At 72.2% G+C, this 20361-nt stretch carries 18 protein-coding genes; 12 read left to right on the forward strand and 6 right to left on the reverse strand.

Features of this window, described 5'->3' with window-relative positions; translation table 11 throughout:
- Nucleotides 1–40 precede the first annotated feature (40 nt).
- Nucleotides 41–781 carry an SDR family NAD(P)-dependent oxidoreductase gene (locus ACT2CW_RS13655; RefSeq protein ID WP_445516737.1) on the reverse strand — a complete coding sequence of 247 codons (741 nt, stop codon included), beginning with the start codon at nucleotides 779–781 and terminating at the stop codon, nucleotides 41–43.
- 214 nt (nucleotides 782–995) lie between these two features.
- Here ACT2CW_RS13655 and ACT2CW_RS13660 point away from each other — a divergent pair, with 214 nt between their 5' ends.
- Both ACT2CW_RS13660 and ACT2CW_RS13665 read left to right on the forward strand, forming a co-directional pair.
- Complete coding sequence (locus tag ACT2CW_RS13660; RefSeq protein WP_445516738.1) at nucleotides 996–1832, forward strand: SDR family oxidoreductase; 837 nt, start codon at nucleotides 996–998, stop codon at nucleotides 1830–1832.
- 95 nt (nucleotides 1833–1927) lie between these two features.
- Nucleotides 1928–3592, forward strand: coding sequence for an IlvD/Edd family dehydratase (locus ACT2CW_RS13665; protein ID WP_445517009.1), 1665 nt, complete (start codon nucleotides 1928–1930; stop codon nucleotides 3590–3592).
- A 49-nt stretch (nucleotides 3593–3641) separates the two neighbouring features.
- Here the strand turns inward: ACT2CW_RS13665 and ACT2CW_RS13670 are convergent, their stop codons facing one another.
- From ACT2CW_RS13670 to ACT2CW_RS13685, 4 genes are all read right to left on the reverse strand, one after another.
- Entirely contained in the window at nucleotides 3642–4652 is a 1011-nt protein-coding gene (locus ACT2CW_RS13670) for an alpha/beta hydrolase fold domain-containing protein (RefSeq protein WP_164426968.1), read from the reverse strand.
- A 133-nt stretch (nucleotides 4653–4785) separates the two neighbouring features.
- Nucleotides 4786–5595 carry a TIGR03943 family putative permease subunit gene (locus tag ACT2CW_RS13675; protein WP_445516739.1) on the reverse strand — a complete coding sequence of 270 codons (810 nt, stop codon included), beginning with the start codon at nucleotides 5593–5595 and terminating at the stop codon, nucleotides 4786–4788.
- A complete protein-coding gene (locus ACT2CW_RS13680; RefSeq protein ID WP_445516740.1) occupies nucleotides 5592–6620 on the reverse strand; it encodes a permease in 1029 nt (342 codons plus the stop codon). Before ACT2CW_RS13680 ends, ACT2CW_RS13675 begins: the two co-directional genes overlap by 4 nt.
- 128 nt (nucleotides 6621–6748) lie before the next feature.
- Nucleotides 6749–7903, reverse strand: a complete 1155-nt coding sequence (locus ACT2CW_RS13685; protein ID WP_445516741.1) for a Gfo/Idh/MocA family protein — start codon at nucleotides 7901–7903, stop codon at nucleotides 6749–6751.
- Nucleotides 7904–8014: 111 nt separating this feature from the next.
- Here ACT2CW_RS13685 and ACT2CW_RS13690 point away from each other — a divergent pair, with 111 nt between their 5' ends.
- On the forward strand, nucleotides 8015–9022 hold the full coding sequence (locus ACT2CW_RS13690) for a LacI family DNA-binding transcriptional regulator (RefSeq protein ID WP_445516742.1): 1008 nt from the start codon (nucleotides 8015–8017) through the stop codon (nucleotides 9020–9022).
- 25 nt (nucleotides 9023–9047) lie between these two features.
- Here ACT2CW_RS13690 and ACT2CW_RS13695 read toward each other — a convergent pair whose 3' ends face one another.
- Nucleotides 9048–9302 (reverse strand): hypothetical protein, encoded by a 255-nt coding sequence (locus ACT2CW_RS13695; protein WP_445516743.1) that lies wholly within the window; start codon nucleotides 9300–9302, stop codon nucleotides 9048–9050.
- A gap of 158 nt (nucleotides 9303–9460) precedes the next feature.
- Here ACT2CW_RS13695 and ACT2CW_RS13700 point away from each other — a divergent pair, with 158 nt between their 5' ends.
- From ACT2CW_RS13700 to ACT2CW_RS13740, 9 genes are all read left to right on the forward strand, one after another.
- Nucleotides 9461–10654 carry a sensor histidine kinase gene (locus tag ACT2CW_RS13700; protein ID WP_445516744.1) on the forward strand — a complete coding sequence of 398 codons (1194 nt, stop codon included), beginning with the start codon at nucleotides 9461–9463 and terminating at the stop codon, nucleotides 10652–10654.
- Nucleotides 10600–11325, forward strand: coding sequence for a response regulator transcription factor (locus ACT2CW_RS13705; RefSeq protein WP_445517010.1), 726 nt, complete (start codon nucleotides 10600–10602; stop codon nucleotides 11323–11325). The genes ACT2CW_RS13700 and ACT2CW_RS13705 overlap by 55 nt, the downstream gene beginning before the upstream one ends.
- A gap of 133 nt (nucleotides 11326–11458) precedes the next feature.
- Nucleotides 11459–12679, forward strand: a complete 1221-nt coding sequence (locus ACT2CW_RS13710; RefSeq protein WP_445516745.1) for a cytochrome P450 — start codon at nucleotides 11459–11461, stop codon at nucleotides 12677–12679.
- A gap of 2 nt (nucleotides 12680–12681) precedes the next feature.
- A complete protein-coding gene (locus ACT2CW_RS13715; protein WP_182467272.1) occupies nucleotides 12682–13326 on the forward strand; it encodes a TetR/AcrR family transcriptional regulator in 645 nt (214 codons plus the stop codon).
- A 117-nt stretch (nucleotides 13327–13443) separates the two neighbouring features.
- A complete protein-coding gene (locus tag ACT2CW_RS13720; RefSeq protein WP_138912759.1) occupies nucleotides 13444–14673 on the forward strand; it encodes a cytochrome P450 in 1230 nt (409 codons plus the stop codon).
- 171 nt (nucleotides 14674–14844) lie between these two features.
- A complete protein-coding gene (locus tag ACT2CW_RS13725) occupies nucleotides 14845–16449 on the forward strand; it encodes an NAD(P)-binding domain-containing protein (protein WP_445516746.1) in 1605 nt (534 codons plus the stop codon).
- 9 nt (nucleotides 16450–16458) lie between these two features.
- On the forward strand, nucleotides 16459–17577 hold the full coding sequence (locus ACT2CW_RS13730; RefSeq protein ID WP_445516747.1) for an alpha-hydroxy acid oxidase: 1119 nt from the start codon (nucleotides 16459–16461) through the stop codon (nucleotides 17575–17577).
- Nucleotides 17574–19007: a cytochrome P450 gene (locus tag ACT2CW_RS13735; RefSeq protein WP_445516748.1), complete on the forward strand. Its 1434-nt coding sequence runs from the start codon at nucleotides 17574–17576 to the stop codon at nucleotides 19005–19007. Before ACT2CW_RS13730 ends, ACT2CW_RS13735 begins: the two co-directional genes overlap by 4 nt.
- Nucleotides 19008–19020: 13 nt before the next feature.
- A complete protein-coding gene (locus ACT2CW_RS13740; protein WP_445516749.1) occupies nucleotides 19021–20298 on the forward strand; it encodes a cation:proton antiporter in 1278 nt (425 codons plus the stop codon).
- Nucleotides 20299–20361: the final 63 nt, after the last annotated feature.

A 20361-nucleotide genomic window follows, 5' to 3' on the forward strand; every position in this document is an offset into this window, starting at 1 on the left:
CGCCCACCCTACGCCGAAAGGCCGCCCTACGGGATGCGCGTCAGCCGAAGGCGACCTCGCCGCCCCGGGCCTCCAGGATGGCGCCGGTGATGTAGCTCGCCCGCGAGGAGACGAGGAAGAGCACGGCCTCGGCGATCTCCTCGGGCGCCGCGGGCCGGTCCAGGACCGTGGCCCGCGCCACGGTCCGCAGGGCCTCCTCCCCCATCTCGGACGTGCCCGGCGTGCGGACCGGGCCCGAGCGGACGGCGTTGACCCGGACTCCCCGGCCGCCGAACTCATCGGCCCACACCCGGGTCAGCAGCTCCAGCGCCGCCTTCGAGGCGCCGTACGCCCCGGCGGCGCGGGCGGGGGCACCGGCGGCGATGGTGCTGAGGTTGACGATGGTCCCGTGGCCCCGGGCGGCCATGCCCGGTGCGAGCCGCCCGACCAGCAGCAGCGGTGCGCGGGCGTTGATGGCCATATGGACGTCAAACATCTCGGACGAGGTCCCGGCGGTGTCCGCGAACCGGTACACACCCGCGTTGTTGACCAGGATGTCCACGTCCCCCGCCTCGGCGGCCAGCCGCCGCACATCGTCTGCCTCGGCCAGATCCGCCGCCACGAACCTGGCCGTGGCGCCCCCCGCGGACACCTCCCGGACCACCTCAGTACCCCGGCGCGCGTCCCGGCCGTGGACGACGACCTCGGCCCCCAGCGCCCCCAGCCGCAGGGCCACGGCCCGGCCGATCCCCGCCGTGGCGCCCGTGACCAGGGCCGTGGCACCGGACAGCTCACCACTCATGCGGACACTCCTCACCGTAGGCCGGACACCGCTCCACACCACACGCACCGGATGCTTACCGCACCCACCCCCACCGCGCGGTACGGCTCGCCGCCCAGCGGCTGAACGGGCGTCCGCGCGAAGCCGCCGAACGGCGCCCGGCCGGCCTCGGCTTCGCCGATGACTCCGATGACACGATCTTCCGTGCGGCGCTCGTCTTTGCTGTACTGCGTGGGTGCGGGAAACAACGTCAACCGGCCATGTCGCCCTGGTGACAGGGGCGAACCAGGGGATCGGCGCCGCGACGGCACGAGCGCTGGCGGCCCGCGGGGTCGCGGTGCTCTGCGCCTATCTGCGCCCGCCACACAGCACACAAGGCACACAAGGCACCGGTCAGGCGGACGCCCCGGATCCGTACCACGCCGCGCGATCCACCGACGGTGAAGAGGTCACGGCGGAGATCCGCCGGGCCGGAGGGCGGGCCGAGGCGTTTGAGGCGGACCTTCGCGATCCGGCGGTTCCGGAGCGGCTCTTCGACCTCGCCGAGGACCGTCTGGGCCCGGTGGACATCCTGGTCAACAACGCCTCGGGGTGGGTCCAGGACACCTTCACCCCCGATCCGGCCGACCGGTTCGGCCGGCCGCTGCGCCCCGTCACCGCGGAGACCTGGTCCCGGCAGTTCTCGGTGGACGCGATGGCGCCCGCGCTGCTGATCGGCGAGTTGGCCCGCCGCCACCGGGCACGCGGTGCCGACTGGGGGCGGATCGTGGGCCTGACCTCGGGAGGGGAGCTCGGTTTCCCCGGCGAGGTGTCCTACGGCGCGGCGAAGGCCGCGCAGACCGACTACACCCTGTCGGCGGCCGCGGAGCTGGCCGAACTCGGCATCACGGCCAATGTGGTGCGGCCGCCCGTGACCGACACCGGATGGGTCACCGACGAGGTCCGGCGGTTCGTCGCCGCGAGCGCCACCCACTTCCATGTCGCCGATCCGGCCGAGGTCGCGAAGACCATCGTCTTCCTCGCCTCGGACGAGGCCGCGCTCATCACCGGAAACGTCATCACCCTTCGCTGACAGGGATCTCCAGAGGGAGTGCAGAAGTGACTGACACGGGAACACATGGCCGTCGGCGCAGCGCGGCCTGGTTCGGTGCGGAGGGCCGGTCCGGGATGGTCTACCGGTCCTGGATGCGCAACCAGGGCTATACCAGTGAGGTGTTCGACGGCCGTCCGGTGATCGGCATCGCCACGACGTGGTCGGAGCTGGCGCCCTGCAACAGTCATCTTCAGCGGGTGGCGGAGTCGGTGAAGCGCGGGGTGTGGCAGGCCGGTGGCTTTCCGCTGGAGTTCCCCGCGATGGCGCTGGGCGAGACGCTGATGCGGCCCACCGCGATGCTGTACCGCAATCTGCTGGCCATGGAGGCCGAGGAGCTGATGCGGGCCAATCCGCTGGACGGTGTGGTGCTGCTGTCCGGCTGTGACAAGACCACCCCGGGTCTGCTGATGGCCGCCTCCAGCGTCGATCTGCCGGCCATCATGGTCACCGGCGGGCCGATGCTGAACGGCAAGTACCGGGGCGGGGACGTGGGCTCGGGCACCCAGGTGTGGCGGTTCGAGGCCGAGTTGGCGGCCGGGCGGATGACCCAGGAGGAGTGCCACTTCGCCGAGGGCTGCATGGCCCGGTCCAACGGACACTGCATGACCATGGGCACCGCGTCCACCATGGCGTCGATGGCCGAGGCGCTCGGTATGCAGCTGCCCGGTTCGGCGAGCTGGCCGGCGGTGGACTCGCGGCGGTACGAGACGGCGCAGCGCGCCGGGCAGCGGATCGTGGCCATGGTGGAGGAGGATCTGCGGCCGTCGCAGATCATGACCCGGAAGGCGTTCGAGAACGCGATCCGGGTCAACGCGGCCATCGGCGGCTCCACCAACGCGGTGATCCATCTGCTGGCCATCGCGGGGCGGCTGGGGGTGCCGCTGGCCCTCGACGACTTCGACGCGCTGGCCCGGGAGGTGCCCACGCTGGTCGATCTCCAGCCCTCCGGACGGTTCCTGATGGAGGACTTCTGCTACGCCGGTGGGCTGCCGGTGGTGATGCGCGAACTGGGCGCGCTGCTGCACCCGGAGCCGACCACGGTGACCGGCCGTACGGTGGCGGAGAACGTCGCCGACGCCGAGTGCTGGAACCGCGAGGTGATCCGGACGCTGGACGACCCGTTCCAGGAGGCGGGCACCGGCACCGCCGTACTGCGCGGCAATCTCGCGCCGAACGGCGCGGTGATCAAACAGTCCGCCGCATCGCGCCATCTGCTCACCCACCGCGGCCGGGCCCTGGTGTTCGACACCCCGGAGGACTACCTCGCCGTGCACGCCGACGAGGATCTGCCGGTGGACGAGCACACCGTGCTGGTGATCCGGGGCAGCGGCCCGCGCGGTTACCCGGGCATGCCGGAGGTGTCCAATGTGGTGCTGCCACCCAAGCTGCTGCGCAAGGGCGTCGAGGACATGGTGCGCATCTGTGACGGCCGGATGTCCGGCACCGGCTTCGGCACCGTGGTGCTCCATGTGTCCCCCGAGTCCGCCGTCGGCGGCCCGCTGGCGCTGGTGCGCGACGGCGACTGGATCACCCTGGACGTCCCGGCGCGTACGCTGACCCTGGACGTGGGCGAGGCGGAGCTGGAGCGCCGGCGGGCCGCCTGGGAGGCCCCGCCGCCGGTCGCCGACCGGGGCTGGAGCAGGCTCTACACCGAGCATGTGCTCCAGGCGGACCAGGGCCTGGACCTGGACTTCCTGGTCGGCGGCAGCGGACATCCGGTGCCCCGCGAGTCCCACTGATCCTGACGGTCACCGCGCGGTGGCACGTACGGCCATCGCGCGGCCGCCGTCAGTTGGCCAGGAGCCTGCGCAGCCACCGCAGCCGCGCCTCCCGCGCGTCGTGCGAGACGGCCGCATGCGGTGCCATGCCCGAGAATCCGTGGAAGGCACCGGGCCAGACGTGCAGTTCGGCCTGTCCCCCCGCCCGCCAGATGCGGGCGGCGTAGTCGACGTCCTCGTCGCGGAAGGTTTCCGCGGCCCCCACGTCGATGAACGCGGGCGGCAGACCGGACAGATCCGTCGCGCGGGCCGGTGCGGCGTAGGGCGAGACGTCGTCGGTCCCGCGTGCGGCGCCGAGCAGTGCCGTCCATCCGGCCTCGTTGGCGGCCCTGTCCCACACCCCGACACCGGTCATCTGCCGGGCGGAGGGCGTGTCGTTGCGGTCGTCCAGCATGGGGCACATCAGCAGCTGTCCGAACAGGGCGGGGCCACCGCGGTCCCGGGCCATCAGGGCGACGGCCGCGGCGAGGCCGCCACCCGCGCTGCCCCCGACGACGATGACGCGCCCCGGGTCGATACCCAGCTCGGCGGCGTGTTCGGCCGTCCAGGCCAGGCCGGCGTAGCAGTCCTCGACCGGCCCGGGATGCTGGGTCCCCGGCGCCAGGCGGTACTCGACGGAGACCACGGAGAGCCCCAGTTCCTGGCCGAGGTCGAGCATCTCCGGCACGCCCGTGCGGTTGTCCCCGACCGTCATGCCGCCGCCGTGGATGTGGTAGAGCACCGGCACCTCAGTGGCCGCGTCCGCCAGGCGGCAGATCAGGAGGGAGACATCCGGTGCGCCCACCGGGCCGGGGACGGACCGCTCCTCGACCCGGAAGGCCCCGTCGCGCTCCAGGGCCTCGTTCGTCACCGGCTCCATCCCGGGCACGTTCTGAGGGGGTGTCGCACCCGGATCGGCCCCGGAGCCGCCGGGTGGCAGGAGCTCATGGATGGCCGCGAGCGCCGTGACGAGTTCCGGATCGAACGGCGGCGGTGGCCCGAGCGGCGCCGTGGCCGTCCGGTCCGGCGAGGTGTGCTCCATGGTCGGCTCCCAGGGTGGTGACAGGAAGAACTCCTATGGTCGGCCGCCCACCGCCCCCAAGATCAGCAGCCGCTCGGCGGATTCTAGCGACCGGGTGGCGCGGCGGAAGGGCGACTTGACGAATGGTCAGCCATCAGCCGTTCCAGCTCTCGTCGTACGGATCGCGCGGGGCCGGGACCGGCCTGGACCGGCTGACCTCGAGATACGGGATGGCGCCACCGCCCACCGGGTCCTTGGTCCGCTTGCGGGTGTAGGTGCCGATGACCTGGAGCCAGGTGTCGGGTTCCAGCACCGCGGGGATCCGCCCGGTCAGGCCGATCTTGACGGGCTGGGCGTCGGCGGCGCAGCAGTTGAGCGCCATCCGGACGAGGTAGGGGGCGCCGTGGCCGTCGAGGGCGACAAAGCCGGTGATCTTGACCCTCCGGTGCTCCAGGGAGCGCCCGTGGTCGTACACCGCGCGCCCGGCGTAGTCGGCCACGTTGAGCGGCAGCGGGTCCCCGGCGGGCAGGGTGGGGAAGCCCCAAGGGCGTTGCAGCGCCGTGCCGGTGTGCATGGCGGTGTACGAGCCGAGCGCGGGCGGCGCCACCAGGATGAGGGCGAACAGCGGGAGCACGAGGAGCCAGGAGACGCGTGGCTCCCGGTGGGCGTGGCCGCCCTCGCCCTCACCGTGGCTGTCTTGGACCTCACCGTGGCTGTCTTCGACCTCACCGTGGCCACCTTCACCCTCACCATGGCCGCCCTCCCCCGCGGCCTCACCGGCCGGGCGCGTCCGCCGCTCGTACCAGACGGTGGCGACGGCGGCCGCCATCAGGACGACACCGGCCGCGAGGAGCAACGGCCGCAGCCCCGCCTTCACATAGCGCAGATAGAGGTCGGTGGATCCGGCCCGCAGCACCGCCCCGCCGACCAGGAACAGCACGATCGCCTGAGCCTTCCGGTTCACAGCAGCACCGCCCCGACCAGGGTCGACACCAGGACGGCGAGGACGAAGGTGGCGGGCGCGAACCGCAGCGCGAACCCGCGGCCGAACGTGCCGGTCTGCATGGCGAACAGCTTCAGGTCGATCATCGGCCCGACGACGAGGAACGCCAGCCGGGCGGTGAGCGAGAACTGCGACAGGGACGCGGCCACGAAGGCGTCGGCCTCGGAGCAGATCGACAGCAGCACCGCGAGGACCGCCAGGGCGAGGATCGACACGACCGGGTCATCGGCCGCGCCGCGCAGCCAGCTCGCCGGGACCACGGCCTTGAGGGTGGCCGCGGCCATCGCGCCGACGACGAGGAAGCCACCGGCGTGCATCACATCGTGGCGTACGGACGCCCAGAACGCGGCGCCCTTGCCGTGGCCGTGGAAGGCGGGGCGGTCCGGTGGGCGCAGCCAGTCGGCCCGCCCCAGCCGCTGCCACAGCCAGCCCATCACACACGCCACGAACAGACTCGCCACGAACCGGGCGAACACCATCTGCGGCTGGCGGGGGAACGCGACCGCGGTGGCGGTCAGCACGATCGGGTTGATCGCCGGGGCGGACAGCAGGAACGCCAGCGCGGCCGCGGGGGTGACGCCCCGGCGTACCAGCGCCCCGGCCACCGGTACGGAGGCGCATTCACAGCCGGGCAGCACGGCCCCGGCCACGCCCGCCACCGGCACCGCGACGGCGGGCCGCCGTGGCAGCGCGCGGGCGAAGAACGACGGCGGGACGAACACCGCGATGAGCGCCGACAGCAGCACCCCGAGCACGAGGAAGGGCAGGGCCTGGAGGACCACCGCGGTGAACACGGTCATCCAGCTCTGCGCCACCGGGGCCGACAGCGCCCGGCGGACCGGCCCCTGCGCGACCACCACCACGAGCAGCAGCATGATGAGGCCGAGGGAGGAATCGAAGCGCCCGCCCCGCGGATCGCCCGCGTCGCGGCGGCCGGCCTCGGTCGAGGCCGCTTCGGTCGAGGCCGCTTCGGTCGTGGTGGTCACGGGTGAGGTACCTCCGGCGTCGAGGGTGCGTGGCGCGGTTCCCCGCCCCCTCCAGTACGCCGGTTCGGCCCCGTGTGCTCACCGCGGCCACCAAGAGCCGGAAGTCACCCTGGCGTCCGCCGCCTCGCTCAGCCGGTCCTCACCCACGTGCCCAGGTCGGCGGAGCGGGTCATGGCGTCCAGCACGGTGGCGCTGTGCACGGCGTCGTCCAGGGTGGCGCCGTGGGCGGTGCCCTCCGCGATGGAGCGCAGGAAGTGGTACCCCTCGATCACCTTCAGATCGTCATAGCCCATGCCGTTGGCCGAGCCGGGCTGGAAGGCGGCGTACTCGCCGTGCCCGGGGCCGACGTACACGGTGGAGACGGGCTGGTCCTGGTACGCGGTGCCACGGCTGACGCCGAGTTCGCCCATGCGCCGGAAGTCCCAGAACACCGCGCCCTTGGTGCCGTGGATCTCGAGGCCGTAGCTGTTCTGTTCGCCGACCGAGACCCGGCACGCCTCCAGCACCCCGCGGGCGCCGGAGGCGAAGCGCAGCAGACAGGAGACGTAGTCCTCGTTCTCCACCGGGCCCAGCTCACCGCCGGTGGCCCGGGTGTGACCGGCGGTGGCGCCCGTGGGCCGGGCCCGCTCGGGCACGAACACGGCGGTGTCGGCGGTCAGCGCGTCGATCTCGCCGAGCAGGAAACGGGCCAGGTCCACCCCGTGCGAGGCGAGGTCGCCCAGCACTCCGCTGCCGCCGCGCGCACGTTCGTACCGCCAGGTCAGGGCGCCTTCCGGGTGGGCGGCGTAGTCGCTGAAGAGGCGGACCCGGGCATGGGTGACGGTGCCGATCTCCCCGGCGGCGATCATGGCGCGGGCGGTCTGGACGGCGGGTGCGTTGCGGTAGTTGAACCCGACCGCGCCCTGGACCCCGGCCTCGGCCACGGCCCCGGCGACCGCGCGGGCGTCGTCGGCGGTGAGCCCGACCGGCTTCTCGATCCAGATGTGCTTGCCCGCCCGGGCCATGGCGACGCCGATCTCGCGGTGCAGGAAGTTCGGCGCGGCGATGCTCACCGCCTGGACCCGGGGGTCGGCGGCCACCTCCTGCCAGTCACGGGCGGCGGCGGCGAAGCCGTACCGCCCGGCGGCCTCCTCGGCCCGGCCGGGCACCTCGTCGGCGACGGCGACCAGTTCGGGCCGTAGGGACAGCTGCGGAAAGTGGTGCGGCAGCCGGACGTACGCCTGGGTGTGCACCCGTCCCATCCAGCCGAATCCCACGACGGCGACCCCGAGCGTACTCACCATGACTGCCCTTCTTTGGACCGTTCCAGATCTCTCCCGGCCCACACTGAAAGCCCTCCTCGCAGGTGTCAACCCCTTTGACAACCGTGTCCAGCTTGTGGAACGGTCCAGACCATGAGACCACCGACGATCCGCGATGTCGCCGAACGGGCCGGAGTGTCGAAGTCGCTGGTCTCCCTGGTGCTGCGCGGCTCCCAACAGGTGCGCCCCGAGAAGCGGCGGGCCGTCCTGGCCGCCGTCGAGGAGCTCGGCTACCGGCCCAACGCCGCCGCGCGCAGCCTCAGCGAGCGGCGCACCCGGACCGTCGGGGTACTCCTCAACGATCTGCGCAACCCCTGGTTCGTGGAGCTGCTCGACGGCCTCAACTCCGAGCTGTACGCGAGCGGTCTGCGCACCCTGCTGGCCGACGGCCGGCAGGGCCGGCGGCTCGGCGAGGATCTCACCCACACCTTCACCGAGCTGCGGGTGGACGGCCTGATCGCCGTGGGCACGCTCCCGGACCCGGCGGCGGTGCGCACGGCGGCCGCGCGGGTGCCCACGGTGGTCGCGGGCACCCGCGAGCCCGTACTGCCGAACGTGGACATCGTCGCGGGCGACGACGAGCTGGGCGCCCGTCTGGCCACCGAGCACCTCATCGACCTGGGCCACCGGCATATCGCCCATATCGCCGGGCAGGGCGTGGTGGGTGAGCTCCGCCGCCGGGGCTTCGAGGCGGTCATGCGCGAGCACGGCCTGTCCGGGTCGGCGACCGTGGAGCAGGGCGATCTGACCGAGGAGGGCGGCTACCGGGCCACGGTCCGGCTGCTGGGCGCGCCGCACCGGCCCACCGCCGTCTTCGCGTTCAACGACATGGCCGGGGTGGGCGCCCTGTCGGCCGCCGAGGAGCTCGGCCTGCGGGTGCCGGGCGACCTCTCCCTCGTCGGCTACGACAACACCTATCTCGCGCGGCTGCGCCATCTGTGGCTGACCACCGTGGACAACGCGGGTCATGACATCGGCCGCCGCGCCGCGCGCCGCCTGCTCGACCGGATCGCCGACCCGGCCCGCCCCGGCGAGGTGGCGCTCACCGCACCGGTCCTCGAGGTCCGCGGTACGACGGCGCCGCCGCGTCCGGCGGACTGACCTTCGCCGCCGCCCGCACCCGCTGTCACCGGCCGCGGTCTCCTCCGCTGCGTCGATCGCCGAGCGCACCGCCCGCCGCGCCCACCGCCAGGCCGAGGACGACCATCACGACATAGCTGTAGACCTCATGGCCGTCGGGGACGAGGAAGCGGACGAACCCCATGAAGTGGAGCCAGCCCCACCATTCGTGCAGCAGACCGCTGCCACCGCCGACGACGAGGGTGAAGGAGAGCAGATGCGACACTGCGGCGAGCGGGGAGGTGTCCTTGGTGGATGTCATGGCCCGAACCTAGGCGGGCCGCCCCGGGCGGCGGATCGGGCACAAGGCGGCGCGGCGCTGACCAAAGGAGGCCATCCGCCACCGGGGCGTGGTACTTAAGTATCCGCTCGCGGCACGAGTCCCCGCTCGCCCGCCCGGTCCGCGTAGATTTCCGGGACATGCGCCGCATCCACCGCACCCGCCGGGACTGGGCAGCCGATCTGGGGCTGATGCTCTTCGCCGCCTGCTTCGCCGCCGCGAGCTCCGACTCCCTACCGATCGAGGAGGACCTCGATCCGCTGTGGCTGACGGTCGATCAGGTGATCGGCGGGCTGGGGTGTGCGACGGTCCTGCTGCGGCGGCGGTGGCCGGTGGCGCTGGCGGTGGCGCTGCTGCTGGCGGGCAGCGAGCTCTCGCACTATCTCACCGGTCCGGCGATGGTGGCGGTGTTCACGGTGGCCGCGACCCGGCCGTGGCGGGCCACCGCGTGGGTGGCGGCGGTGGCCTTCGTACCGCTTCCCGTCTTCCTGTGGCAGCTGCCGGAGGTGTCCGGGGACCGGAAGAGCTCGGCGCTGACGTACTTCGCGCTGATCGCCGGGGCCATCGGATGGGGGTTGTTCCGGCGGTCCCGGCAGCAGCTGATCGCCTCCCTGCGGGTGCGCGCCGAACTGGCCGAGGCGGACGTGGAGTTGCGGGCCGAGCGGGCCCGCCGGGAGGCGCGGGAGGAGATCGCGCGGGAGATGCACGATGTGCTGGGGCACCGGCTGACGCTGCTGAGCCTGCACGCGGGGGCGCTGGAGTTCCATACGGAGGCACCCCGGGAGGAGATCGGAAAGGCCGCCGGGGTGATCCGGGAGAGCGCCCGTCTGGCGCTGACCGATCTGCGTGAGGTGATCGGGGTGCTGCGCGCGGGACCGGCGGAGGACGAGCGGCCCCAGCCCGAACTGGCGGATCTGGCCCGGCTGGTGGCGGAGGCCCGGGCGGCGGGCGGCCGGATCGAGCTGACCGGGCCGCCCGAGGACCCGGCACCGCCGCCCGTGGTGGGGCGCACGGCGTACCGGATCGTCCAGGAGGCGCTGACCAACGCGCGCAAACACGCGCCCGGCGCGGCGGTCACGGTGCGGGTGGCCGGAGGCCCGGCCGACCGGCTGACGGTGGAGGTCCACAACGCGCCACCGCCCGGGGCGGCCACGGACGGCGCCGGTACCGAAGGCGGCGGCCAGGGGCTGATCGGGCTGGCCGAACGGGCCCGGCTGGCGGGTGGCGAGCTGAGCGCGGGCCCGGCCCAGGGCGGTTTCCGGGTGCGCGCCTGGCTACCCTGGCCCGCGGCGGACACGGTGTCCGCCGCGGCCCGGGGAGGACGGCGCGGGTGATCCATGTCCTGCTGGTGGACGACGACGCGATCGTACGGGCCGGGCTGCGCCTGATGCTGGGTGGCGCCCCGGACATCGAGGTCGTCGCGGAGGCCGCCGACGGCGCGGAGGTGCCGGCCCTGGTCGCCGCGCACCGGCCCGATGTGGTGCTGATGGACATCCGGATGCCGGGCGTCGACGGGCTGACCGCCACCACCGAGCTCCGGGCCCGGCCCGGCGCCCCGGAGGTGCTGGTGCTGACCACCTTCCACACCGATGGCCATGTGCTGCGGGCGCTGCGCGGCGGCGCGGCCGGGTTCCTCCTCAAGGACACTCCGCCACGGGACATCGTCGCGGCCATCCGCACGGTGGCCGCCGGGGATCCGGTGCTCTCCCCCGCCGTCACCCGCCGGCTCATCGAGCAGGTGGCGGGCGGCGGGCAGGAGGACCGGGCCACCGCCGCCCGGGCCCGGCTGGCGCTGCTGGGCGAGCGGGAGCGTGCGGTGGCCCGGGCGGTCGGGCGGGGCCGCTCCAACGCGGAGATCGCCCGGGAGCTGCATCTGGCGCTGCCGACGGTGAAGGCCCATGTGTCGCGCATCCTGACCCGGCTGGATCTCAACAACCGCGTGCAGATCGCCCTGCTGGTCCATGACGCCGGCGCCTCGGACGACTGCGCGTCGGACGACGGCTGAACGCCACCCCTCGTACCTCGGGGTGTGAACGATGAGGGCGGCCAATTTAAATCAGTCGCTTGACTTAAGCACGGCCCATGGGGTTGCCTGATCTTGTCGATGGCAGCCCCGCCCCGGACCGAGGGAGAGCGTCGTGACTCCAGGAGACGGCGAGCAGTTACTCAGCTATCCGATCCCCAGCGATACGGCGCTGGGGCCACCCGCCGAATGGGCCCGGCTGCGGCAGCGGTGCCCGGTGGCGAAGGTGGCGCTGCCCAGTGGCGACGAGGCGGCACTGCTGACCCGCTACGACGATGTGAAACAGGTGCTGTCCGACCCGAGGTTCACCCGGCTGCTGAACGCCGATGACGCGGCCCGGGTCTCGGACAGCGAATCGGGCGGGGTGTTCAACAGCTCGATGGCGCAGTCGCTCCCGCAGGACGGCGAGGGCCATCAGCGCTGGCGCCGGATGGTGGCCAAATGGTTCACGGCCAAGCGCATGAACGCGCTGCGGCCGGGGATCGAGGCGATGGCCGAGCGGCTCATCGACGACATGCTGGCGCACGGCCATCCGGCGGATCTCAAGGCCCACCTCGCCTTCCCGCTGCCGGTGTGGGTGATCTGCGATCTGCTGGGCGTCCCCGACAGCGACCGCGACCGGTTCGCCCACTGGTCCGACACCCTGCTCAATCTCACCCGGTACCGGCAGGACGAAGTCGACACCGCCCAGGCCGAGTTCGCGGACTACATGGCCGCCCATGTGGCCGCCAAGCGGGCCGGGCCGGGCGAGGATCTGCTCAGTGAGCTCATCACCGCCACCGATCCCGGCGGCCATCGGATGTCCGACGCGGAGCTGGTGGCCACCGGCCAGGCCCTGCTGGTGGCCGGGCACGAGACCACCGCGAACATGATCGGGAAGATGATGGCCATGCTGCTGGCCGACCGAAGCCACTGGGAGCGGCTTCTGGCCGACCGCTCGCTGGTGCGCACCGCCGTGGAGGAGGCGCTGCGGTTCGACGCCAACCCGGGGTTCGGGATGCCCCGGTACATCGGCGAGGACACCGAAGTGGCGGACACCGCGCTGCCGCGCGGCACCACCGTGGTGTGCAGCATGGCCGCCGCCAACCGTGACGAGACCGCCTTCGAGGGCGCCGGCCAGCTGACGCTCGACCGCAGCCCCAACCCCCATCTGGCGTTCGGCGTCGGGGCGCACTCCTGCCTGGGCCAGGCGCTGGCCCGCACCGAGTTGCAGGCCGTGCTTGATGTACTGCTGCGCCGCCTCCCCACCCTTGAACTCGCCGTACCCGTGGCGGAGTTGCGGCGGCTGGAGGGCCTGGCCGTGGGCGGGCTGTGCGACCTTCCGGTGCGGTGGTGACCATGGCGGGCAGGGCCGTACGGCACGAGCGGACCGATGCCACGCGCGGGGCGATCCTCGCCGCCGCGGAGCGGCTGTTCGCCGAGCGCGGGGTGTACGCGGTCTCCAACCGCCAGGTCAGCGAGGCCGCCGGGCAGGGCAACAACGCCGCGGTCGGCTACCACTTCGGCACCAAGGCCGATCTGGTGCGGGCCATCGCCCGGCAACACGCCGAGCAGGTCGAGCGGTTGCGCCTGCGGATGCTGGGCGAGATCGGCGACTCCACCGACGTACGGGACTGGGTGGCCTGCCTGGTGCGTCCGGTCCTCGAGCATCTGGCGGAGCTGCCCAGCCCGACCTGGTACGCGCGGTTCTGCGCCCAGGTGATGACCGACCCGGCGCTCCACGAGATCATGGCCGATGAGTCCCTGTCCTCTTCGGCGCTGCGGCGGACCGTCGAGGGGTTCAACCGGTGCCTCCCCGAGCTGCCGATCGAGGTGCACATCGAGCGCGGGGCCATGGCGCGCCAGCTGATCCTGCACATGTGCGCCGAGCGGGAGCGCGCGCTGGCCGAGAACACCGCCACGCCACGGGCCAGCTGGCACGACGCCGCCACCGGTCTGATCGACGGGATCGTCGGGCTGTGGCTGGCGCCCGTCACCCGCTGACCGCGGCCTTCACCCACCGGCGGCCCGCCGAGGGCCGTCGGGGGATAACAGGGGACAACGGGGGCAACGGGGAACAACGGGGGTTCCACCACCCGCTTCAGACGAATTGAGGAAGCGATGACCAGCACAGTGAACCCGGTGGACGAGCGCGCCGCGCGGGCCCCGGAGTTTCCGATGGCCAGGGCGGCGGGCTGCCCGTTCGACCCGCCCCCGGCGCTGCGGGACCTCCAGCAGGAGGGCCCGCTGGCGAGGGTCCGCCTGTGGGACGGCAGCACACCGTGGCTGGTGACCCGGTACGCCGATCAGCGGGCGCTGCTGGGCGACCCGAGGGTCAGCGCCGACATCCACCGGCCCGGCTACCCCCGCCAGGCCCCGATGCCGCCCGGCGGTACGGGGGTCAGCTTCATCCTCAAGGACGACCCCGAGCACGCCCGGCTGCGGCGGATGGTGACGGCTCCGTTCGCCATCAAGCGGGTGGAGGCCATGCGGCCCGGTGTGCAGAGGATCGTGGACGACCTGATCGACGAGCTGCTGGCCGGTCCGAACCCGGTGGACCTGGTGGAGGCGTTCGCCCTGCCGGTGCCCTCGCTGGTCATCTGTCAGCTGCTCGGAGTGCCCTACGCCGACCACGACTTCTTCCAGGACAACAGCAAGGTCATCATCAACCGTAACGTCACCCCCGAGCAGCGCTCGGCCGCCCATGGCAATCTGATCGAGTATCTGGACGGCCTGATGGGCGAGAAGATCGCCCATCCCGTGGACGATCTGCTGTCCGGTCTCGCCGAGCGGGTCACGGCGGGCGAACTGTCCCGCAACGAGGCCGCGCAGATGGGTGTGTTGCTGCTGATCGCGGGCCACGAGACCACCGCGAACATGATCGCGCTCGGCACCCTCGCCCTGTTCGAGCACCCCGGGCAACTCGCCCTGCTGCGCGACACCGACGACCGCCGGCTGATCGCCTCGGCGGTGGAGGAGCTGCTGCGCTATCTGCACATCACCCACAGCGGGCGGCGCCGGGTGGCGGTCGAGGACATCGAGGTCGGCGGGGAGGTCATCCGCGCGGGCGAGGGGCTGATCCTGGCCAATGACATCGCCAACCGGGACCCCGGGATGTTCGCCGAGCCCGACCGGCTGGACCTCCGGCGTGACGCCCGCCGCCATGTGGCCTTCGGCTTCGGGGTGCACCAGTGCCTGGGCCAGCCGCTGGCCCGGATGGAGCTCCAGGTCGTCTACGGCACCCTCTACCGCCGTATCCCCACTCTGCGGCCGGCCGTGGAGCTGGAGCGGATCCCGTTCAAACACGACGGATCGGTCTACGGCGTCTACGAACTGCCCGTGACCTGGTGACAAAGGAGTAGGTGGCGCGGGCGGAGGCGGACCTGCCGCCTCCGCCCGCGATCACTCTGGCCAGTTTTCGATGTTGCTGAAGTTGAGTACGGCTCAATAGAGTGGTTGTTGAGATTTAAAGGAAATTGTCACAGCTTTCCCACGGCATCGCGCTCCTGGAAGGAAGGCACTGTGCACAAGGAACCTCTCCACTCTTCCGAGGCCCTCGACTACCTCGTGATCGGCGCCGGCCCCGCCGGCCTCCAGCTCGGATACCAGTTGGCAACGGCGGGCCACCGCTACCGGATCCTGGAAGCCGGAAGCAGTCCGGGCACCTTCTTCCGTACATTCCCCCGCCACCGCCAGCTGATCTCCAGCAACAAGGTGCACACCGGCATCGACGACCCCGAGTTCAACCTCCGGATGGACTGGAACTCCCTGCTGTCCTCGGATTCCGAGCTGCTCTTCACCCGTTACAGCAAACGCTATTTCCCGGCCGCCGACGACTTGGTGCGCTATCTGGCCGACTTCGCCGAGGCGTTCGACCTCGACATCGCCTATGACACCCGGGCGGTACGCATCCGCCGGGACGACGACGGCTTCGTCGTCACCGATCAGCACGGCACCGACCACCGCGCCCACCGGCTGGTGATGGCCACCGGAGTGAGCCGCCCCTACGTCCCCGATGTGCCGGGCATCGAGACCGCCGAGAACTACACCGTCGTCTCGGTGGACCCCGACGACTTCACCGACCAGCGTGTGCTGATCCTCGGCAAGGGCAACTCCGCGCTGGAGACGGCCGACAACCTCATCGAGACGGCCGCCGTCATCCACGTGGCCGGACCGCACACCCTGCGGCTGGCGTGGAAGACCCACTATGTGGGCCATCTGCGCGCCGTCAACAACAACTTCCTCGACACCTACCAGCTCAAGTCGCAGAACGCCGTCCTGGACGGCAATGTGCTCTCGATCGAGAAGGAGCCGGGCGACGGCGGCCGGTACCGCGTGCGGTTCAGCTTCTCCCGGGCGGACGAGGTCGTGAAGGAACTGCTCTACGACCGGATCATCGTGTGCACCGGCTTCCGCTTCGACGCCTCGCCGTTCGACGCCGAGTGCCGCCCCGACCTCGTCATCAACGACCGCTTCGCCGCGCTCACCCCGGCCTACGAATCGGTCAACGTGCCCGGGCTGTACTTCGCCGGCACCCTCACCCAGCAGCGCGACTTCAAGCACTCCACCAATGGCTTCATCCATGGATTCCGTTACGGCGTACGGGCGTTGAGCCGCATCCTCGACGAACGCCACCACGGCCGGCCCTGGCCGCACCAGCCGCTGGCCACCGAGCCGTCCGCGCTGGCGGACGCCGTGGTGGCGCGGGTCAACCGGAGTTCCGCGCTGTGGCAGCAGTTCGGTGTGATCGGCGACCTGCTGGTCGCGGTGGACGGCGGTGGGAGCCGCTACCACGAGGAGGTGCCGGTCGCCTACGCCCATGAATCCGCCCTGACGGCGGGCGCCGACTACTTCCTCGTCACCCTGGAGTACGGCCCCGACCACGACAAGGTCGACCCCTTCGACATCACGGTGCGCCGGGCGGCGCAGAACGCGGTCGGGGAAGCCTTCGACGCCTCCTATCTGCATCCGGTGATCCGCCACTTCCGGGGCGGTGAGCTCCTCGGCACCCACCACATGGCCGAGAACCTGGAGAACGAGTGGAACCACCCGAAGGTCCACCACGCCCCGCTGGTCGAGTTCTTCGCGCGTGAGCTGGACGCACAGCCCACCGGCGCGGGGCGGTGACACCGCCCCATGCTGATGACCGTCCAGGACTTCGAAACCGCCGCCCGGAGGAGACTCGATCCCGTCCACGCCGACTTCATCGCCGGCGGGGCGGGGGACGAGATCACCGTACGGGCCAATGAAGAGGCGTTCCGGCGGCTGCGGCTGCTGCCCAGGGTGCTGCGCGGCAGCGCCGAGCGGTCGCTGGACATCACCGTGCTCGGCGGCCGGGCACGGACACCGGTCCTGCTCTCGCCGACGGCCTTCCACAAACTCCTCGACGTGGAAGGCGAGTTGGCCACCGCACGCGCCGCCGCGGCCGTCGGCGCGATCATGATCGTGAGCATGGCGTCCACGGTCGCGGTGGAGGACATCGCGGAGGCCGCCCGTGGCGCCGGTGAGACCGGCGACCCGGCGCCCTTGTGGTTCCAGCTCTACCTCCAGCCCGATCTGGAGTTCACCCGGACCCTGGTGCGGCGGGCCACCGACGCCGGGTGCGGCGCGCTGGTGGTCACCGTGGACTCCCCGGTGCGCGGCGCCCACGAGCGCGACCTGCGCAACGGCTTCCTGGATCTGCCGGACGGACTGCGCTGCGAGCACATGGCCGAGCCGGGCGAGGGCGGCCGGGTGCGGCCGATCGCCATGTCACCGGAGATCTCCTGGCAGCACATCGACTGGCTGCGCGGCATCACCTCGCTGCCCATTCTGCTCAAGGGCGCCCTGCACCCCGAGGACGCCCGGCTGGCGGTGCGCCACGGTGTGGACGGGCTGCTGCTGTCCAACCACGGGGGCCGTCAGCTGGACACCGTGCCCGCCACGATCGAATTGCTGCCCGAGATCCACGCCGCGGTCGCCGGCCGGATCCCGATCGTGCTGGACGGCGGGGTGCGGCGGGGCACCGATGTGGTCAAGGCGCTGGCGCTCGGCGCGTCCGCCGTGGGCATCGGCCGGCCGGTGATGTGGGCCCTGGCCGAGGGCGGGGAGAAGGGTGTGCGGCGGCTGCTGGAGCTGCTGCGCGAGGAGGTCGACCACGCGCTGGCGCTGTGCGGCGCCTCCGGTGTCCGGGATCTCACCCCGGATCTGGTGCGCGCCCCGGTATGGCCGGACACCGGTGCGTACGCCACCCGGCCCGGCGGAGCAGTCTCATGAGCCGCCTCGCACGCCCGGCCGCCGGTGCGGCGGCCGTGGCGCTGACGGCCAGCCTGCCGTACTGGCTGCCCCGGCTGGTGATCGCCCTGCGGGTGCGCCTCTTCGCGCGGGTCAACGGCGAGGAGGGCATCCCGGCGCCCGGCCGGGAGGTGCCCGTCGAGGAGTTCAAGCGGGTCTATGGACATCCGGCCGCGAACGGCCGCAGCCGTGGCGCCGCCCTGTCCGACCTCTTCTGGTACTGGCTCTCCCCCGGCCCCGAGGTCCACCAGGAGCATCTGGAACCCGGCCCGCGCTACGACGACGTGGCCAGGACCACCCGGCAGATACTCGCCGGGCTCTCCCGGGAGCGGTGGAGCCAACTGGTCGGCCGCTGCACCCGGCGGGTGCTCGATGAACTCGACGAGCAGACCGGCGGATACGGCGCCCGGGAGCACCGGGTGCGACTGCGCGATCTGATGATGCCGGTGTGGGCCGAGGTCTACTACGAAGTGGTCTTCCGCGAACCGTGCCCGCGCCATGTCCGGGACCTCATCGTCGGCAACGCCGATGACGTGGTCAGCGCCCTGAAGTGCACCAGCCTGCGCCATATGGACCGGCGGAACCGGCTCACCGCGTATCTGCGCGAACGGCTGGCGAGCGATCCCCCGCCGGTGCCGCTGCCGTCGCTGCTCAGCCGGCGGGAGCAGGCGTACTACCTCCAGGGCACGTTCTTCAACACCGCCGTGGTGCAGACGTCGGAGGCGATGGCCCATCTGCTGCTGGCACTCGCCACGCACCAGGACGTCCAGGACCGGCTGCTCTCCGGCGAGGAGGAGGACGGCTACCTGGACCATGTCATCAACGAGACTCTCCAGCACTTCCCGCTGTTCGGCGTGGCCCACCGCATCACCACCGACGAGATCCCCCGGGCCGGAAGGCCCGCGATACCGGCGGGCTCGGTCCTGCTGTTCAACTACCCCGAGTATCAGCGGTCGGGAGCCACCGGGCCGCAGCGGTTCGACCCCGGCCGCTGGCTGTCCGCGGACACCCGGCCCTCGGCCTTCATCCCGTTCGGCGTGACCGCCAACCGGCCCTGTCCGGCCCGTGGTTTCGCCGTGCTGACCATGCGGACGGCGGCCGAGGAGGTGCTGCGGCGCTTCCGGCTGGCGTCCACGGCCGAGCACACCCGGTCGCTGCCCGGCCGCGGCCCCTGTCTGCTGATCCCGCACACCCCCCGGCGGACCACGGCGGCCTGGCGACCGGCCACGCGGGCGGCGCGGCTCGCGGGGATGCGGCTGGGCGACCGGTGGGGGGCGATCCCGCGCAGCCTCACCCAGCTGGTGCTCGGTGGCTACATGGTGTGGGACGCCCGGCGCCAGGGGCTGTGCCGCAACTACTTCGCCACGGCTGCCGGTGACACCGCCGTACCGGCCGTCGCCGGCGGCCGATGAGGAGGGTGAGACGATGACTCCCACAGAGCTCGCCCCCGCCTTCTTCATCGCCGCCGTGGTCATTCTGCTGACCTGCCGTCTGGTGGTGCTGGTGATGGGCCGGTTCGGCCAGCCGCCGGTGGTCGGGGAGATGATCGCCGGGGTGGTGCTCGGCCCGTCGCTCTTCGGTCTGGTGGCGCCGGGCGCGTCGGACGCGGTCTTCCCGGCGGAGCTCAAACCGGTGCTGTACGTGGCCGGGCAGATCGGCCTGGTGGCCCTGATGTTCCACGCGGGGTACGAATTCCGGGCCCACGCCGGGCGCGGGCTGGCCGGAACCGCGGTGACGGTCTCCGCCGCCGGGGTGCTGGTGCCGCTGCTGCTGGGCGTGGGGCTGACCTTCGCGTCCGACGGCCATGTCCCCATCTTCGTCGACGGGGTCTCGGTCTGGGTGACGGCGGCCTTCGTCGGGGTCGCCCTCGCCATCACCGCCTTCCCGATGCTGGCCCGCATCATCACCGAGCAGGGGATCTCCGGGACCCGGCACGGGTCGCTCTCCCTCGCCTCGGGGGCCACCGATGACGCGGCCGCGTGGCTCATGCTCGCCGGGGTGCTCAGCGTGGCCTCGGAGAAGACGGGGCCGATCGTCAAGGCGCTGGGCGGTTCGCTGCTCTTCGTGGCCGTCCTGCTCCTGGTGGGACGGCGGCTGCTGGCCTGGATCCTGACCAGGCCGGGGCTGAGCGACGAGTCCCGGCTGCTGTTCACGGTCGCGGTGCTGTTCTGCGGCGCCTGGTTCACCGACATCATCCAGCTGTACGCGGTCTTCGGGGCGTTCTGCATCGGCCTGTCCATGCCCCGCCACGAGGCGTCCGAGCGGGTGGTGCGGACGATTCAGGGAGCGACCCAGGTCATCTTCGTGCCGATGTTCTTCACCTACTCCGGTCTCAACACGCGTTTCGACGTGTTCGCGGACCCGGCCGTGATGGCGTTCGGCGCGGCCTGTGTCGTGCTCGCGTCGGTCGGCAAGTTCGGCGGCTGCTGGGCGGCCGCCAAGCTGTGCGGGGAGCCGGGTGCGGTGGCGGTCCGGGTCGGCGCCCTGATGAACGCGCGCGGGCTGATGCAGCTCATCGCGCTCAACATCGGGCTCTCTGCCGGGATCGTCGGTGATGAGCTGTTCGCGGCGCTGGTCCTGGTGGCCTTGGTGACCACGGTGATGACGGTCCCGGTGCTCAACTGGCTGGACCGCCGGGACGCCAGATCCCGGGCGGCCGGGGAACCGGCCGGCACCGCGGCGGCGGTGCCGGCCGGGAGCTGAGCGCCACCCTCCGCACGGGAGAGGTCCCGGTGTGCCCCGCCGGGCACACCGGGACCTCTCAGT

The sequence above is a fragment of the Streptomyces sp. NEAU-174 genome, assembly GCF_052665095.1.

Excerpts from the sequence above, each read along its gene's own strand:
- ACT2CW_RS13655 (WP_445516737.1), bottom strand. The coding sequence starts at position 781 with ATGAGTGGTGAGCTGTCCGGTGCCACGGCCCTGGTCACGGGCGCCACG.
- ACT2CW_RS13665 (WP_445517009.1), top strand. The coding sequence starts at position 1,928 with ATGGTCTACCGGTCCTGGATGCGCAACCAGGGCTATACCAGTGAGGTG.
- ACT2CW_RS13670 (WP_164426968.1), bottom strand. The coding sequence starts at position 4,652 with ATGGAGCACACCTCGCCGGACCGGACGGCCACGGCGCCGCTCGGGCCA.
- ACT2CW_RS13685 (WP_445516741.1), bottom strand. The coding sequence starts at position 7,903 with ATGGTGAGTACGCTCGGGGTCGCCGTCGTGGGATTCGGCTGGATGGGA.
- ACT2CW_RS13690 (WP_445516742.1), top strand. The coding sequence starts at position 8,015 with ATGAGACCACCGACGATCCGCGATGTCGCCGAACGGGCCGGAGTGTCG.
- ACT2CW_RS13695 (WP_445516743.1), bottom strand. The coding sequence starts at position 9,302 with ATGACATCCACCAAGGACACCTCCCCGCTCGCCGCAGTGTCGCATCTG.
- ACT2CW_RS13700 (WP_445516744.1), top strand. The coding sequence starts at position 9,461 with ATGCGCCGCATCCACCGCACCCGCCGGGACTGGGCAGCCGATCTGGGG.
- ACT2CW_RS13715 (WP_182467272.1), top strand. The coding sequence starts at position 12,682 with ATGGCGGGCAGGGCCGTACGGCACGAGCGGACCGATGCCACGCGCGGG.
- ACT2CW_RS13720 (WP_138912759.1), top strand. The coding sequence starts at position 13,444 with ATGACCAGCACAGTGAACCCGGTGGACGAGCGCGCCGCGCGGGCCCCG.
- ACT2CW_RS13730 (WP_445516747.1), top strand. The coding sequence starts at position 16,459 with ATGCTGATGACCGTCCAGGACTTCGAAACCGCCGCCCGGAGGAGACTC.
- ACT2CW_RS13735 (WP_445516748.1), top strand. The coding sequence starts at position 17,574 with ATGAGCCGCCTCGCACGCCCGGCCGCCGGTGCGGCGGCCGTGGCGCTG.
- ACT2CW_RS13740 (WP_445516749.1), top strand. The coding sequence starts at position 19,021 with ATGACTCCCACAGAGCTCGCCCCCGCCTTCTTCATCGCCGCCGTGGTC.